Genomic DNA, 16,227 nt, shown 5'->3' on the forward strand with positions numbered 1-16,227 from the left:
TGTGTCTCTTTTGGTCAACGCTGATTGAGACTCCACCAACACAGTGTTGGTTCTAGCCGGGTCCCGTTTTCTCGACGGAACGGCACCCGCGCCGAGAGAACGGTTCTCCGTAGGTGTCGATCGGGGAAAGCCGAGGGGAAACCGAATCGTCGGCCCCGCTCACCGACACCCGACCGTGCCCACGGTCGGCCTTCGTGAATCGGTCGACAAAAACGCCGGCCAAAGGTTGGTCAAGTCCACATGACGGGAACACTGGACGGTAGGGTCCGCCCCCACCCCCTTGGGGGACGGGCCCGTCCACGTGTTCGACGGGCGAACGTGAAGGGGCCGGCGCACCCACGGTGCGCCGGCCCCTCGCTCTTCCAGGATCTAGCCCCAGGCCAGGGCGGTCCGCTCCGGGTCCTCCAGTACGGTGCCGATGTCCCGCAGCACCTTGGATCCCAGCTCACCGTCGACCAACCGGTGGTCGAAGGAGAGCGACAGGGTGGTGACCTTACGGATCTTCAGCTCACCCTTGTGCACCCAGGGCATGTCGCGGATCTGGCCGAAGGCGAGGATGGCGGCCTCACCCGGGTTGAGGATCGGTGTCCCCGCGTCCACCCCGAACACACCGACGTTGGTGATGGTGATCGTGCCACCGGACATGTCGGCCGGGCTGGTCTTGCCCGCACGCGCGGTGTCCGTGAGCTCCTTCAAGGACGCCGCCAGTTCCGGAAGGGGCTTGGCGTCGGCGTCCTTGACGTTGGGCACCACCAGCCCGCGCTCGGTGGCGGCCGCGATCCCCAGGTTCACGTAGTTCTTCACCACGATCTCCTGGCTCTCCTCGTCCCAGGACGCGTTGACGTCCGGATGCCGTCGGATGGCCATGAGCAGGGCCTTGGCCACCAACAAGAGCGGCGACACCTTGACGTCGGCGAAGTCCGGACGTTCCCGCAAGCGGGCGACGGCCTTCATCGTCTTGGTGACGTCCACCTGAAGGAACTCGGTGACGTGCGGGGCGGTGAACGCGCTGTTCACCATGGCCGCGGCGGTGTGCTTGCGCACGCCCTTGATCGGCACCCGACGTTCACGCGCGGTGCGGTCCGGCGTGGGCGTGGCCTCCGGCGCCGCGGACACCGCGGCGGCCGGGGCGGCCGGGGCGGCCGGGGCTTCGGGCGTCTCGACGGCGGCGTGCACGTCCTCGCGGGTGACGACGCCGCCCTTGCCGGTGGGCGTCACCGCCGCCAGGTCCACCCCGAGGTCCTTGGCGAGCTTGCGCACCGGCGGTTTGGCCAGCGGGCGGCCCACCGGCCCCGAAGCGGGCGCCGGACCGGCGGGAGCGGCCATCACCCCGGGGGTGCCCGCCGGAGCGGGCTCGCTCAACTTGGGCGGCGGTGCGGACACCGGGGCCGAGGGGGTGGGACGACGACGAGCGCGGCGCTGGGTGGAAGCCGCCCTCTCGCCGTAGCCCACCAGGGGCTTCTCCCGCTCCTCGGTCTCCTCGGCGGCCTCACCATCGGCACCACTGTCGGCGGAACCGGAGGCACGCGTGCCGCCCGTTCCGTCGTCCACGGTGATGATGACCGAACCGACCTCGACCGTCTCACCCTCGGCGGCCATCAACTCCTTGACCGTCCCGGAGAACGGGCAGGGCAGCTCGACGACGGCCTTGGCGGTCTCGATCTCGCAGATCATCTGACCGTCGGTGACCTTGTCGCCCGGTTGGACGTACCAGGTGAGGAGTTCGGCCTCGATCAGGCCCTCACCGACGTCGGGCAGTTTGAACGCGTTCACGCCGTCGACCGCGGGCGTGCTCTTCTGAATCGCCATGTCTTGCGGTTTCCCCGATCTAGTACGCGAACGCCCGGTCGACCCCGTCCAGGACGCGGTCCAGGTCCGGCAGGTAGTGCTCCTCCAGCCTGGACTGCGGATAGGGGGTGTCGAACGCGGCCACGCGGATGACCGGCGATTCGAGGTGGTAGAAACACTCCTCGGTGACGCGCGCGGCGATCTCCGCCCCGGGGCCACCGGTGAGGGTGGCCTCGTGCGCGACCACCAGGCGGCCGGTGCGCTTCACGGACTCGGTGATGGTGGCGTAGTCGACCGGTGCGAGCGAGCGCACGTCGATGACCTCGATCGAGTGGTCGACGTCGGCCTCGGCCGCCTGTAGCGCGGTCTTGACCATCGGTCCGTAGGCGAGCAGCGTGCAGTCGGTACCCGGGCGGGCGATGCGCGCCGCACCCATCGGGGTGACCGCGTCGATCGAGGCTCCGGTGTCGACCTCGGCCTTCTCGTAGTAGCGCCGCTTGGGCTCCAGGAAGATCACCGGGTCGTCGGATCGAACGGCCTGCTGGATCATCCAGTAGGCGTCCTCCGGGTTGGCGACGCTGACCACTCGCAGACCGGCGGTGTGCTGGAAGTACGCCTCGGGCGACTCGCTGTGGTGCTCGACCGCGCCGATGCCGCCGCCGTAGGGGATGCGCATGACGACGGGCATGCTGAGCTTGCCCGCCGAACGGCGACGCATCTTCGCCAACTGGGTGAAGGTCTGGTTCGCGGCGGGGAAGAAGAACCCGTCGAACTGGATCTCCACCACGGGGCGGTAGCCGCGCATCGCCATACCGATGGCGGTGCCGACGATGCCGGACTCGGCCAGCGGGGTGTCGATGACCCGGTCGGCGCCGAAGTCCTTGTGCAGACCGTCGGTGACGCGGAAGACGCCACCCAGGCGACCGACGTCCTCGCCCATGACGAGGACCTTGGGGTCGTGCTCCATCGAGGCGCGCAGCCCCGCGTTGATGGCCTTACCGATCGTGAGGTTGGTTCCCATGGCCTAACGGCCCCCTTCCGCGCCGGCGCCTTCGAACGAGGCCAGGTAGTCGGCGAACTCGGACCGCTGTCGGTCGATGTGGACGTTGGGCTCGGCGTAGACCTCGTCGAAGATCTCCAGCGGCTCGGGGTCGGCCATGGAGCGGCACTGGGTGCGCACCATCTCTCCGACCTTGTCGGCCTCTTCGTCGATCTTCGCGAAGAACGCCTCGTCCGCGAGCTCGTACAGTTCGAGGTGGTTGCGGACCCGCATGATCGGGTCCTTGGCCTTCCACTCGTCGAGCTCGGCCGCGTCCCGGTAACGGGTGGGGTCGTCGTTGGTGGTGTGGGCGCCCATCCGGTAGGTGAACGCCTCGATCAGGGTGGGGCCCTGACCGGTGCGCGCGTTGTCCAGGGCGGCACGGGTCACGGCCAGGCAGGCGAGGACGTCGTTGCCGTCCACGCGCACACCCGGGAAGCCGAAGCCGGCGGCGCGCTTGTAGATCGGTACGCGGGCCTGACGTTCCAGGGGCTCGGAGATGGCCCACTGGTTGTTCTGGCAGAAGAACACGACCGGGGCGTTGTTCACCGAGGCGAAGTTGAACGCCTCGTTGGTGTCGCCCTGGCTGGTGGCCCCGTCGCCGAAGTAGGAGATGACGGCGGTGCCGTCCTCGCCCACGGCGCCGTCGCGCTGGACGCCCATGGCGTAGCCGGTGGCGTGCAGGGCCTGGCTGCCGATGACGATCGTGTACAGGTGCAGGCCGTACTCGTGCGGGTCCCAACCTCCGTTGGTGACCCCGCGGAACATGCCGAGGAGTTCCTTCGGTTCGATGCCGCGGCACCAGGCGACGCCATGCTCGCGGTAGGAGGGGAAGGCCATGTCCTCGGGGCGCAGAGCACGGCCGGAGCCGATCTGCGCGGCCTCCTGGCCCAGGAGCGAGGCCCACAGGCCCAGCTCGCCTTGGCGCTGGAGGGACACGGCCTCACTGTCGACCCGGCGGACCAGGACCAGGTCACGGTACAGGGCGCGGATCTCCTCCGCGCTGATGTCCAGGGGGTAGTCGGGGTGCTCCTTGAGCTCCCCTTCCGGGGTCAGGAGCTGGATGAGCTCCGGTTCCTCGTGCGCGGCGGTTTCCGACACGTCGCTCCTCGGGTTCTCGGGGCCGACTTCGCGTGGGTGAACGCTGGCCGACCGTTTAACGGTCCATGCGCGCTCCCAGGGTGTCGGGAGGGTCATGGACAGTCCTGCCCACATCGTGACAGACCTCACCATGGGGTGCGCAAGCCCCCGGCGACACCTTTTACGCGGCGCGACCCATGTTCCCGGATCCGTGACCAGGCCGATTAGCAGGGGTTCCTAGCATCTACAAGGACTTCCAACAACTTTTCGAGCACGCGACCGCGACGGGCCGGGCACTCGTGGCGAGGCCACCGGAACCCGTTCCTCAGGTCGCCAGGATCTGCGGTGAGAGAGCCTTGAGCATCCCCCGCGCCCAGCGCATCTGACGCACCGAGCGAGGCCGGCACCGCTCGGCGACCGAGAGCAGGTCGGGGTCCGCGACGGCCTGGGCGCCCTGTCCGAGCAGGTCCCAGTCCAGCGCCACCCCGCCGCTCATCCGGTACAGCCGTCTCAGGTCGGCCAAGAGCGCCATCTCCTTGTCGGAGCCCTCCCCGGGTAGCTCGGGCCGCCCCTCCTCCGAGGGTTCGGGGCTTTCCAGGGCGGCGGGGTCCACACGGTAACGGGGCGCCACCTCGGCGATCACGCGCACGTGGTCACGGGACCACGCCGCCAGGTCCTCGGCCACGTGATGGACCTCCTGTTCCTTCGGATACCGCTCGGACACCCGTGACAACTCGGTGGCCAGGGCGCTCTCCGAGCGGTGAAGCTCCCGCAGGGCGGCTCCGATCCTCATCGTGTCCTCCCCTCGGTGGCTTCCGCCGTCGGCTCCTCCACGGTGTCCGGCTCGCCCCGAGTGGCCGGCACCCGCGCGTCGACCGGCGCGGACGCCGTCGTGGTGGGCGCCGGAGACGGTCGCCCATCGCCCCGACCCAGCGGCCTCAGGCTCGCGGCGGCGGTCTTGAACAGGGGCTGCTTGGACACCGGATCCCAGTCGTTGACGGTCATCTCGTTGGCGGCCCGGTCCCGGTCGTCACCGTCCTCGGAGGCGTCGGTGTCCCAGTAGCCGTAGTGGAAGGGGACGAACAGCACCCCGGGACGGATTCCGCTGACCCTGGCGCGGGCGTGGATTCGGCCACGCGGCGAACGGACCTCGACGTGGTCGCCCTCGTCGATCCCCACTTCCCGCGCGTCGGCGGAGGCGATCTCCACCCACACCTCTGGGGCCGCCCGTTGGAGCTCGGGCGCGCGCCCCGTCTTGGTGCGCGTGTGGAAGTGGTAGATCGTGCGGCCGGTGATCAGCGTGAAGGGGTACTCCTCGCCGGGTTCCTCGTGCGGGGGCACGTACTCCACGGCCTTGATCATCGCCAGGCCCTCGGGATTGGTCGAGCGGTACTCCCCCTCCTCCGAGGGCGCCCCCGTGACGAGGTCCTTGCCGAAGCTCTCGCACTCCTCGGGGCTCGCCCAGAACCGGCCGTCCGCGTAGAGCCGCTCGGTGCCCCGCGGATGTTCCTCGTTACAGGGCCACTGGACACCGCCGGTGCGGCGCAGGTGGTCGTAGGTGATCCCGGAGTAGTCGCAGGGGCGGCCCGCGCTCGCCCGCTTCCACGCCTCGAAGGCGGACTCGGGGTCATGCCACTGTGGGAAGGGATGCCCGTCGTTGTCGCGGAAGTCCATGCGTCGCGCGTAGTCGAGGAAGACGTTCAGGTCCGGCCGTGCCTCGCCCGGTGGTTCCACGGCCTTCTCCGACAGGTGCACGGTGCGGTCGCTGTTGGTGAACGTCCCCGTCTTCTCTCCCCAGGTCGCGGCGGGGAGCACCACGTCGGCGAGCTCGGCCGTCTCGGTCATGAAGAGGTCCTGAACCACCAGGAACAGGCCCTTACTCGCGAGCAGTCCCCGAATCCGGCCCAGTTCGGGCAGGGACACCGCCGGATTGGTCGCGCTGACCCACAGGAAGCGGATGGAACCCTTCTCCGCGTAGCGCATGATCTGCATGGCGTGCGTGGGCGGGGCGTAGTGCGGGATCCGGATCGGGTCCAGGTTCCAGACCTTGGCCAGGTCGGTGATGTGCCGGTCGTTGTTCCAGTTGCGAAAGCCCGTGAGGTCGCCGTCGGCGCCGCACTCGCGGGTGTTCTCGGCGGTCGGTTGGCCGTTCATCTGGAGCACGCCCGCGCCGGGTCGGCCCAGCATGCCCCGCAGCAGGTGCACGTTGTTGACCTGCACGGACGCCGCCGTGGCCTGGTTCGACTGGTAGAAGCCCTGGAGCACGGTGGAGAGCAGGCGTTCGGCCCCGCCCAACAACGCGGCGGCCTCGCGGATGTGGTCGGCGGGCACCTCGCAGATCCGCGCGGCGCGCTCGGGCGGGTAGGCCTCCGTCGTCTCCAGCAGGGCCTCGTAGCCGACGGTGTGCGCCTCGACGTAGGCGTGGTCGACCCGGTCGGTACGGATGAGTTCGTGCAGGATCGCGTTCATCAGGGCGACGTTGGTGCCCGGGCGCGGCGCCAGGTGCAGTGTCGCCTCCCGGGCCACCGGTGTGGGCCGGGGGTCGACGCAGAGCAGCAGGGGCGGGTTCGGTCCGGCCAGGCGGTCCAGGATCCGGGACCACAGCACCGCCTGGGTCTCGGCCATGTTGTGGCCGTACAGGGCGATGACGTCGGCGTGGTCGATGTCGCCGTAGGAGCCGGGTTGGCCGTCACAGCCGAACGACTCCTTCAGCGCGGCGGCGGCCGTGGCCGTGCACAGGCGGGTGTTGCCGTCCATGTGGTTGGTGCCGATGGCACCGTGGCCGATGGCCGCGAGCGTGTAGTACTCCTCCAGGAACAGTTGTCCACTGGTGTAGAACCCCAGGGCACTGGCGCCCTGCTCGTCGAGCAGCTCCCCGCTGCGCCGGACCACCAGGTCCATCGCGGTGTCCCAGTCGGTCTCGACCAGTTCGCCGTCGCGGCGTACGAGGGGTCGCGTCAGTCGGTCGGGTGAGTGGCCGGACCGCCAGCCGTAGAGGTCCTTGGGGTCCAGGCGCCCACGGTTGACCCGGTCCTCACCGTGCCCGCGCACCCCCACCATCCGGCCGTCCTTGACCGCGATGTCCATCGCGTCGCCGTTGGAGTGCAGGATCGACGCGGTTCGCACCCAGCGGTCCACGTCATCGGGATCCACCCCCTCGGCGAGGTGCCGGTCGACCCGCACGGGCCACTGCTCTCCCTGGCCGTAGGGGGTCCGTGTGCCCCACGGTTCGGCGATCGGGTCCCTGGACGGCACGGGTGACCACCCCTTCTCGTCGAGACGCGGTTCGGGTCGGCCCGAACCGGTGCCATCCCGGCTACCCGGTCGCCCACCCGCCCACACCCGGCCGTCCCCGGGTCCGGCCAAGGGAGCGCGGGGTGAATCGGCCGGGTTCCAGGTGAGGATGACGCGTGCCCGACCCACCCAAGCCGCTCACGTGTGATGGCGGTCGTCCGGACCTTCGCCCGGCGTGGCCGAACTCAGGTGTGCGTAGGGGTTGGAAGACTCCCGGCGTCAAGGCGCCTTCACCTCGGCCGGCGACGGACGACCTGGCGACCTCTCATCCCCGTCATCAGCGGAAACCGGGAAACGGCCTCATGGGGGTCGCGCATGAAGGTTCTCGGGGGCACTGGATCTTTACCGAGAAGGGGCAGGTCACAGGTTGGTAGGCAAGTACTTACTTGCCTATAGTGGCCGCATGGCCGATGACATCTTCAAGGCCTTGGCCGACCCCACCCGGCGGACGATCCTCGACGAGCTCACCGAAAGGTCCGGACAGACCCTGTTCGAGCTCTGCGGACGACTGCTCATGAAGCACGAGCTCGGCATGTCCCGACAGGCCGTCTCCCAGCACCTGGCGGTACTGGAAGGCGCGGGACTCGTCAGGAGTCGCCGGGAGGGGCGTTACAAGTTCCACGACATCGATCCGGAGCCACTGCGACACATCACCGAACGGTGGCTCCGACCCGACACGAAGGACGGCGCACCATGAGGATCCACCTGAACAGCGTCTTCGTCGACAGTCAGGTCAAGGCCCTGGACTTCTACACCGACAAGCTCGGCTTCGTGAAGAAGCACGACATCCCGCTGGGCGAACCCGTGGACGAGCACCGGTGGCTGACCGTGGTCTCTCCGGAGGACCCCGAGGGCACCGAACTGGTCCTCGAACCCTCCGGACACCCCGCGGTGGGCCCCTACAAGGAGGCCCTGGTCCAAGACGGCATCCCCGCCACCGCCTTCGCGGTCGACGACGTCCGTGCCGAGTACGAACGTCTGCGGAGACTGGGCGTGCGCTTCACCCAGGAACCCCTGGAGATGGGCCCGGTCACCACCGCGGTCCTGGACGACACGTGCGGCAACCTCATCCAGATCCAACAGCTCCAGTGACTCCCACTGCGGAGACCGGTAAATGACGGATGTCATGTGCCGGTCTCCGCGGATCGCAGTCGGAACCGGTGATTCCGGGGACTGCCGAGTGAGCACCCCGCGGACTTAGGTTCAAGACATGAACCGCGACGACGAACAGCCCGGATCCACCCCACCGGCACCCCACACGCCTCCCCCGCACACGGACGCCCCCACCGCCGGGGGCGTGTCCGCACCACCCGCCCCGCAGGCACCGACCAAGCGGCGGCGCGGTCCGCGGCCGGTCCCGCCGGGAGTCCCCTACCACCGGGTCCTCACCCGCGAGAAGCGCGGGATCTGGCGGGGCATCGCCGCGCTCACGCTGCTCATGGGCGGCCTGCTCGTCTTCGCCTTCGCGTTCATGTTCCTCGGAGTCGCGATCGACATGGCGCTCGGCCGCGACAGCATCCTGACCGGAGGCACCGACTTCACCCCCGCGACCCACGCCACGAGCATGCTCGGGCTGGCCGTCCTCCTGCCGTGGAGCATGTTGATCCAGCGTTGGCTCTACGGGGTGAAGGGCGCGTCACTGCACTCGATCCTGTCGCGGTTCCGCCCCGACGTGTTCGGCCGTTCCCTGCTGGTGATCCTGCCGATCTGGACGGTCTACCTGACCGCCTTCTCCGTGTTCACGCCCTACCCGACGACCTCGTGGACGACCGTCGACCTGGTCGTCATGCTCGGCCTCGTCGTTCTGCTCACCCCATTGCAGTCGGCGGGTGAGGAGTACGGCTTCCGTGGACTGGCCTTCCGGGTCGCCGCGAGCTGGGGGCGCGGCCCGCGTACGGCGCTGCTGCTCGGCGTGGTGGTCTCCAGCCTGCTGTTCATGGTGGCGCACTTCGCGTTCGACCCGTGGCTGAACCTCTACTACCTCACGTTCGGCGCCACCCTCGCCCTGATCACCTGGCGTACGGGTGGGTTGGAGCTCGCGGTGGTCATCCACGCGGTCAACAACACGCTCGCCTTCCTGCTCACCCTCGTCACGCACACCGACTTCACCGAGGGCATGGACCGGTCGGTGGGCACCGGATCCCCGGTCATGCTCGTGCCTTGTGTGCTGCTCGCCGTGATCACGGCCGTGGTGTGGACGCGGTCGCGACGGACCGGGCCACCGCTCACATCCGCTGTCGCGGCGCAGCCGGAATCGGCCACCACGGTGGAGAACCGGGGGTGAGACCAGGGTCGAGGGGCGTCCCGAACCCGGCCGGGGGGTTCGGGCGACGCCGTTTCCGGTTCCCGGGCAGGGGTTCGGAACCGATGCCGACCGCGAGTCACCATCGGTGTGGTCTCCGTGATAAATCGGTGGGGAGCTTCGGCGGATTCGTCCGGAACGCGGTTTCACGAGTGCGCGAAAACGCTCGTTTCCGGGGTTTCGGGAAGAGCGGTCGAGAAGAACGGCCGGGAAGAGCGATGATGCGACCTGAGCCACTTCCTCGGGCGTCTTACCTCGCGTTACTTCGAGTTACTCCAGGTGCGTACGGGGCCACCCGGTCGGAGTGAACTCCATCGTCCCCACACCACCGCCGACACGGGGCGGGGACGCTCTGGCCCGTGGGAATTGCGGGCCGCGCACGGCCCCGTTCAGGGGCCTTCCCATCACCGTTATTCGGTGGCCGCGCGAGCCTTGGGCGTGGGCGCCTTCATGCCGCGCTCACGGCCGTAGTCGGCGAGCATCTCGCGGAGTTGGCGACGTGCGCGGTGCAGTCGCGACATCACCGTGCCCAGGGGTGTTCCCATGCGCGCGGCGACCTCCTTGTAGGCGTAGCCCTCGATGTCCACGAGGTAGATGACCTCCTGGAACTCCTCCGGGAGTCGAGCCAGCGCCTGCTTGATGTCGGAGTCCGGAAGACGGTCGAGGACCTCGGTCTCGGCCGACCGCATGCCCGACGAGGTGTGGGCCTCGGCGGCGGCGAGCTGCCAGTCCTTGATCTCGTCGGTGGTCTCCTGACGGGGCTCCCGCTGCTTCTTGCGATAGCCGTTGATGAAGGTGTTGGTAAGAATTCGGTAAAGCCAGGCCCTCAGGTTGGTACCGGCCCGGAACTGGTGGAAATTGGCGAAGGCCTTGGCGAACGTTTCTTGAACGAGGTCTTCGGCGTCGGCCGGATTGCGCGTCATGCGCAGGGCCGTCGGGTACAGCTGGTCTGCGAACGGTGTGACCGCGGCGGCGAAGTCGAGAGTCTCTTCCTTGCCCTCACCGTTCGTGGAGACGTGTTCTTTTTCGAGAGTCGTCAAGATTCCCCCTCGGGACGACCGGAACGATCACTTCCACTCTGTTAGACGCAGCATCACCTTCCCAATGATGACATCAATCCACGTGATACGGGTCACGAACCCACCGAATCCGTATCCGGTACCGGTAAGCATGCGGTAAACAGCCGGCGTGGCGCCTGGCCGAGGCCGGTGTTCACCACCGGGTGTCATACGCTGGCGTCGCCACCAGGTGCGTCCCGCGCCCTTCGCACGGTGGACCGATGGCATACCCCTTTTTCCAGTTTTCCTGTGGAGGACCTGTGGCCCGCGTCGTGGTTGACGTCATGCTCAAGCCCGAGATCCTGGACCCCCAGGGTCAGGCGATCGCCGGGGCCTGCTCCCGCCTCGGTTTCGAGGGGATCGACCAGGTCCGCCAGGGCAAGCGCTTCGAGGTCGAGGTCGAGGGCGAGGTGGACGAGGCCAAGCTCGCCGACGTCCGTCGCCTGGCCGAGACCCTGCTCGCCAACACCGTCATCGAGGACTTCGAGGTCCGTCCCGCCTGACCCTCCCCGCACACTCCGCGCCGCATACCCCGAACCCACGCGCCGGAAGTGTCCGACTTGTTCAGCCGTGCCCCCCGAGGGCGCGGCTGTTCGTTTTACCCGGAGCGACCTCGGGAAGGGTTCCTGACGCCGGGTAGCCAACGACACGGAGCACGAGGGGTTCACGGATGGACACCGTATTCTCGATCTCCCTCCCACGAAGGACGTACACCGTCGCCATAGTCCGCGACATGCTCGGCGCACTTCTCAGCAGGTCGGGACTGTGCCAGGAATGCGTCGACGACATCTTGCTGTCCGTCTCGGAGGCCTGTGCCAACGCCATCGAGCACGGCGGGCCGAACGCCGGTTACGAGGTGGAGACCGAGTTCGCCCCCGGCTGGTACGAGATGCGGGTCTCCCATAGCGGCAGGGCGCCGGACATGGCGGCGCTCGCCGACAGGTTCACCTCACCGCACACGCCCCTCCCGGGTCTGGAAACGGAATCGGGCAGGGGCATCTCGTTGATGCGGTACCTCATGGACGAGGTCGACTTCCGTGGGGAGCCCCGTACCACCGTCATCCTGCGCAAACGGGCCACGTCGTGCGACCCGGAGCACACGGGAGAGAACCCACACGCCCGCTTCGCCCTGCTCTAACAGCCGGGCCCTCCCCTGGTGATCTTGCTACCAGGGGCGAGAAAGAGGCCTTTTTCGCTTCTGGTAGCAAGATCACGACGGAAAAGGCGAGACGTGACGCACGCCACGAGAACTGTCCGGTCGCACACCCGCGCCCCCTCCAGACGGGGTTTCCTTCGGAGGATCACACAGGTCGGACCTTCCCTAACGGGGTGACCGTCGTACCCGAGCACAGGTGAGCGGGTACGCTGCGGGGGTAGCGGACCCACCGTCCTCGTGGCGGGGTCGGGCACCGAACTTCTCCCCGTCGAACCACGATCTCGGAGTGTGCTCATGACAGCCCGTGTGGGCGTCGTCACCTTCCCCGGCTCCCTTGACGACAAGGACGCCGCTCGCGCCGTGTCCCTGGCCGGCGCCGAACCCGTCCCGCTGTGGCACGCCGACGCCGACCTCAAAGGTGTCGACGCCGTCGTCCTGCCCGGCGGCTTCTCCTATGGCGACTACCTGCGCTGCGGCGCCATCGCCCGGTTCGCCCCGCTGATGTCCGAACTGGTCCCGGCGGCGCGTTCGGGCGCCCTTCCGGTCCTGGGCATCTGCAACGGCTTCCAGATCCTGTGCGAGAGCCACCTGCTGCCCGGCGCGCTCACCCGCAACTCCTCGCTGCGGTTCGTCAACCGCGACCAGGTCCTGCGGATGGAGAACACGAGCACCGCCTGGACCAACGCTTACGACGAGAGCCAGGAGATCCTCGTCGTCCTCAAGAGCGGTGAGGGCAGCTACGTCGCCGACGAGGCCACCCTCGACCGGTTGGAGGCCGAGGGCCGGGTCATCGCCCGTTACGTGGACGCCAACCCCAACGGTTCGCGCCGCGACATCGCCGGCGTCACCAACGAGCACGGCAACGTCGTCGGCCTCATGCCGCACCCCGAACACGCCGTGGAGGCCCTCACCGGCCCCTCCACCGAGGGTTTGGGCTTCTTCACCTCGATCCTGAGCCACCTGGCGTCCGGAACCCCGGCTCAGGTCTGACCGACCCGGGCCGGTCCACCGGCCCCATGCACCCGACAGGGGGACGATCCTCGCGATGATGGCGCTGCTGCGCTCCCGGAAGACCATGTTCGTACTGGTAGGGCTGGTCGTGGTCGGCCTGGTGATCTCCGGGGCCATCGGCCTGTTCCAGTCGTTCAACGCCGCCCCCGTGGCCCAAGGACAACAGGGCCAGGGAGAACAGGGGCAACAAGGGACGCCGGACGGGCAACAGCAGGAGCCACCGCCCGACGTCGACGCCCTGGGCAGCCCACCCTCCGGGTTCACCTACGTGGACCAGGACGAGGCCCACTGCAACGGGAGCATCTGCTTCCGGCTGATCCTCGTCGCCGGTGAGGACGGTGAGGAACTCGACATGGACACCGACGAGGCGATCGGAACGGTGTACGAGCACCTGCTCGCCAACGGTTGGAACCAGGAGCTGCCGCCCGAGGCCGACTCCCCCGACGACATCGAGCTCACCGAATCCGTCCTCACCGACGGCGACGTCCTGGTGGCCGACTCCTCCTCGCCGGGTGATTCCATCCCGGTCATCATGCTGGGCAACGCGGGCATGCCCGCCTACTGATCCGGTGCCGGGCGGCGGACACTGCCAAGGCTCGGCCTGAACCACCCGCGCAACTCCGCGACACCCGAACGGAACAACCGCATGTCTGAAGTACCCGGCCTCGACACCGTCATCGCGGCGAACGACACCCCGGACACCCCTCAGCCGTACGCCGAACTGGGTATGGCCAAGGACGAATACGAGCGGGTCCGCGAGATCCTGGGCCGCCGACCCACCGCCTCCGAGCTGGCGATCTACTCGGTGATGTGGAGCGAGCACTGCTCCTACAAGTCCTCCAAGGTGCACCTGAGCCAGTTCGGGGAGAAGGCTCCCGACAACGACGCCCTGCTCGTGGGCATGGGCGAGAACGCGGGTGTGGTGGACGTCGGTGACGGACGAGCCGTCACCTTCAAGATCGAGTCGCACAACAGCCCGTCCTTCGTCGAGCCCCATCAAGGCGCGGCCACCGGCGTGGGCGGCATCGTCCGCGACATCCTCACCATGGGCGCCCGTCCCGTCGCCGTGATGGACGCGCTGCGTTTCGGGCCGCTCGACGCGGACGACACCAAGCGGGTGCTTCCCGGGGTGGTCTCCGGCATCTCCTTCTACGGCAACTGCCTGGGTCTGCCCAACATCGGCGGCGAGATCGGCTTCGGAGCCGGTTACCTCGGGAACCCGCTGGTCAACGCCCTGTGCGTGGGTGTGATGCGGCACGAGGACATCAAGCTGGCGCAGGCTCCGGGCCCGGGCAACAAGGTGGTGCTGTTCGGTTCCAGCACCGGCCCGGACGGCATCGGCGGCGCCTCCGTACTGGCCAGCGCCAACTTCGACGAGGAGTCGCACACCAAGCGGCCCAGCGTCCAGGTCGGTGACCCGTTCATGGAGAAGCTGCTCATCGAGTGCAGCCTGGAGCTGTACGCCAAGGACATGGTGGTCGGCATCCAGGACCTCGGCGCGGCCGGGATCTCCTGCGCCACCACCGAACTGGCGGCGGGTGGCACCGGTGGCATGAACGTCCAACTCGACAAGGTCCCGCTGCGCGACCACCGACTCACCCCTGAGGAGATCCTCATGAGCGAGTCGCAGGAACGCATGATGGCGATCGTCGAGCCGGCCAAGATGGCCGACTTCCTCGCGATCTGCGACAAGTGGGGCGTCCTCGCCGACGAGATCGGCGAGGTCACCGACGTGACGCCCGAGGAGGCCGAGCGCGGCGGCCGTCTGCTGATGACCTGGCACGGCGAGACCATCGTGGACATGCCGCCCCGGACCGCCTCCGACGAGGGCCCCGTCTACCAGCGCCCGTACGCGCGCCCGGAGTCCCAGGACGCGCTACAGGCCGACGACGCCGCGAAGCTGCCGCGCCCGCAGGGTGACCCGGAGCTGCGCGAACAGCTCCTTCGGGTGCTGGGAGCCCCCGGCGTGGGCGATCCCACCTGGATCACCCAGCAGTACGACAGCTACGTGCGCGGTGACACGGTGGTGTCGACCCCGCACGACTCCGGGATGATCCGGATCTCCGACGACTCCGACCGCGGGGTGGCCCTGGCCACCGACGGCCACGGCCGGTTCACCCGGCTGGACCCGTACGCGGGCACCCGGCTGGCCTACGCCGAGGCGTACCGCAACGTCGCCGTCACCGGCGCGCGGCCGCTCGCGGTCACCAACTGCCTCAACTTCGGCTCACCCGAGGACCCCGGCGTGATGTGGCAGTTCGCCGAGACCACCCGCGGTCTGGCCGACGCCTGCCAGCAGCTGGGCACCCCGGTGACCGGCGGCAACGTCAGCTTCTACAACCAGACCGGTGAGGTGCCGATCAACCCGACCCCGGTCATCGGTGTGCTCGGCGTGATCGACGACGTGAACCGGCGCCTGCGCTCGGGCTTCGACTCCGAGGGCTCACGGGTGTTCCTGCTGGGCGAGACCCGTCCCGAGTTCAGCGGTTCGGCCTGGGCCGACGTGGTGCACGAACACCTGGGCGGCCTGCCCCCGAAGGTGGACCTGGCAGCCGAGGCCGCCCTGGGCGAGGTCCTGGCCACCACGGCCGAACGTGGCCTGGCGGTGGCCGCGCACGATCTGTCCGACGGCGGCCTGGGCGTCGCGCTGGCCGAGTCGGCGCTGCGCGGCGGCAAGGGCCTGCGCGTGGAACTGGACGGCGACGCCTTCACGGAGCTGTTCAGCGAGTCGGGCGCCCGCGCGATCGTCGCGGTCGAGCCCGGCCAAGAGGAGGAGTTCGTGGCCCTGGCCGGCGAACACGGCGTCCCGGTCACCCAGATCGGCACGGTCGGCGGTGACAGCCTCACGGTGACGCACCCGGGAGGCGTCGTCGAGATCGCCCTGACGGACCTGCGCACCTCCTACGAAGCGGCCATTCCCGCCGTGATGAACGGCGTTTAGCACTTCGACGTGATCGAGGGGGCGTCCCGGCCGGGGCGCCCCCTTTTTTGTTCGAAGAGCATCCCCACAAGATCATTTTCGAGTACGTATGGACCATTTGTTACTCTTCCGAAGTCGCCCTTATCGCGAACATCAAAACCTCGGGCCAACCCTGATCGGCCCTTCCCGAACGCAGGCCTGAACACCTGCAAGAACCCCCTGATAAGGACGAGATCCCATGGGAAACGGAACCGGAGCCAACACCGGAGAAGCACACTCCGGCGGCGTCCAGGCCGAGCTCGCCGCCCAGCGCATTCTCGGAACATCCGTCGACTTCGAAGACGCCATTAGCGCTGCTGGAAAAGCTGCCGGGAACGTTCCGGGCGTCACCGGTTGGAGCGGGTACTCCGGCGAGCACGCCGACAGCATCCGAGACGTCGAGGATCAATGTGTCGCGATCGCCGGCAACACACAGTCGGGCGCTGAGGAGATCTCTCACACCGACCAGGAGTCCGGAGGAGACTTCTCGGCGAGTGGAGGCGACCTCTCCCGTCCCATCAACGTCGAACTTTACTGAGT

General features: G+C 68.5%; 15 protein-coding genes. 9 read left to right on the plus strand and 6 right to left on the minus strand.

The features are described 5' to 3' along the window. Positions 1-369: 369 nt before the first annotated feature. The 5 genes from ACWGKS_RS15375 to ACWGKS_RS15395 form a co-directional block, all read right to left on the minus strand. On the minus strand, positions 370-1,809 hold the full coding sequence (locus ACWGKS_RS15375) for a dihydrolipoamide acetyltransferase family protein (protein ID WP_358503957.1): 1,440 nt from the start codon (positions 1,807-1,809) through the stop codon (positions 370-372). 19 nt (positions 1,810-1,828) lie between these two features. Continuing rightward, positions 1,829-2,809, minus strand: a complete 981-nt coding sequence (locus ACWGKS_RS15380) for an alpha-ketoacid dehydrogenase subunit beta (protein ID WP_358503960.1) — start codon at positions 2,807-2,809, stop codon at positions 1,829-1,831. A 3-nt stretch (positions 2,810-2,812) separates the two neighbouring features. Beyond that, complete coding sequence (gene pdhA / locus ACWGKS_RS15385) at positions 2,813-3,928, minus strand: pyruvate dehydrogenase (acetyl-transferring) E1 component subunit alpha (RefSeq protein ID WP_358503963.1); 1,116 nt, start codon at positions 3,926-3,928, stop codon at positions 2,813-2,815. 304 nt (positions 3,929-4,232) lie between these two features. Next, positions 4,233-4,700 (minus strand): hypothetical protein, encoded by a 468-nt coding sequence (locus ACWGKS_RS15390; protein ID WP_358503966.1) that lies wholly within the window; start codon positions 4,698-4,700, stop codon positions 4,233-4,235. Then, positions 4,697-7,162, minus strand: coding sequence for a molybdopterin oxidoreductase family protein (locus ACWGKS_RS15395; RefSeq protein ID WP_358503969.1), 2,466 nt, complete (start codon positions 7,160-7,162; stop codon positions 4,697-4,699). The genes ACWGKS_RS15390 and ACWGKS_RS15395 overlap by 4 nt, the downstream gene beginning before the upstream one ends. A gap of 442 nt (positions 7,163-7,604) precedes the next feature. On the opposite strand from ACWGKS_RS15395, the gene ACWGKS_RS15400 reads away from it, so the two are divergent. From ACWGKS_RS15400 to ACWGKS_RS15410, 3 genes are all read left to right on the plus strand, one after another. After that, positions 7,605-7,898: an ArsR/SmtB family transcription factor gene (locus ACWGKS_RS15400; RefSeq protein ID WP_358503972.1), complete on the plus strand. Its 294-nt coding sequence runs from the start codon at positions 7,605-7,607 to the stop codon at positions 7,896-7,898. After that, on the plus strand, positions 7,895-8,293 hold the full coding sequence (locus ACWGKS_RS15405) for a VOC family protein (protein ID WP_358503975.1): 399 nt from the start codon (positions 7,895-7,897) through the stop codon (positions 8,291-8,293). The genes ACWGKS_RS15400 and ACWGKS_RS15405 overlap by 4 nt, the downstream gene beginning before the upstream one ends. A 118-nt stretch (positions 8,294-8,411) precedes the next feature. Beyond that, a complete protein-coding gene (locus ACWGKS_RS15410) occupies positions 8,412-9,485 on the plus strand; it encodes a CPBP family intramembrane glutamic endopeptidase (RefSeq protein ID WP_358503978.1) in 1,074 nt (357 codons plus the stop codon). A 428-nt stretch (positions 9,486-9,913) separates the two neighbouring features. Here ACWGKS_RS15410 and ACWGKS_RS15415 read toward each other — a convergent pair whose 3' ends face one another. Continuing rightward, positions 9,914-10,543: a sigma-70 family RNA polymerase sigma factor gene (locus ACWGKS_RS15415; RefSeq protein ID WP_358503981.1), complete on the minus strand. Its 630-nt coding sequence runs from the start codon at positions 10,541-10,543 to the stop codon at positions 9,914-9,916. Positions 10,544-10,821: 278 nt separating this feature from the next. Between ACWGKS_RS15415 and purS the strand changes: the two genes are divergently transcribed. The 6 genes from purS to ACWGKS_RS15445 all read left to right on the plus strand — a co-directional run bounded on the left by purS (position 10,822) and on the right by ACWGKS_RS15445 (position 16,225). Then, positions 10,822-11,064, plus strand: coding sequence for a phosphoribosylformylglycinamidine synthase subunit PurS (purS, locus tag ACWGKS_RS15420; protein ID WP_067602247.1), 243 nt, complete (start codon positions 10,822-10,824; stop codon positions 11,062-11,064). 167 nt (positions 11,065-11,231) lie between these two features. After that, complete coding sequence (locus tag ACWGKS_RS15425; RefSeq protein WP_358503985.1) at positions 11,232-11,699, plus strand: ATP-binding protein; 468 nt, start codon at positions 11,232-11,234, stop codon at positions 11,697-11,699. 312 nt (positions 11,700-12,011) lie between these two features. Next, positions 12,012-12,707, plus strand: a complete 696-nt coding sequence (gene purQ / locus ACWGKS_RS15430; protein WP_358503988.1) for a phosphoribosylformylglycinamidine synthase subunit PurQ — start codon at positions 12,012-12,014, stop codon at positions 12,705-12,707. 55 nt (positions 12,708-12,762) lie between these two features. Further along, positions 12,763-13,293, plus strand: a complete 531-nt coding sequence (locus ACWGKS_RS15435; protein ID WP_358503991.1) for a hypothetical protein — start codon at positions 12,763-12,765, stop codon at positions 13,291-13,293. A gap of 81 nt (positions 13,294-13,374) precedes the next feature. Next, complete coding sequence (purL, locus tag ACWGKS_RS15440) at positions 13,375-15,669, plus strand: phosphoribosylformylglycinamidine synthase subunit PurL (RefSeq protein ID WP_452522924.1); 2,295 nt, start codon at positions 13,375-13,377, stop codon at positions 15,667-15,669. A 217-nt stretch (positions 15,670-15,886) separates the two neighbouring features. Next, positions 15,887-16,225 (plus strand): hypothetical protein, encoded by a 339-nt coding sequence (locus tag ACWGKS_RS15445; RefSeq protein WP_452455376.1) that lies wholly within the window; start codon positions 15,887-15,889, stop codon positions 16,223-16,225. Positions 16,226-16,227 lie beyond the last annotated feature (2 nt).

This window comes from Nocardiopsis sp. NPDC055879, from assembly GCF_053615935.1.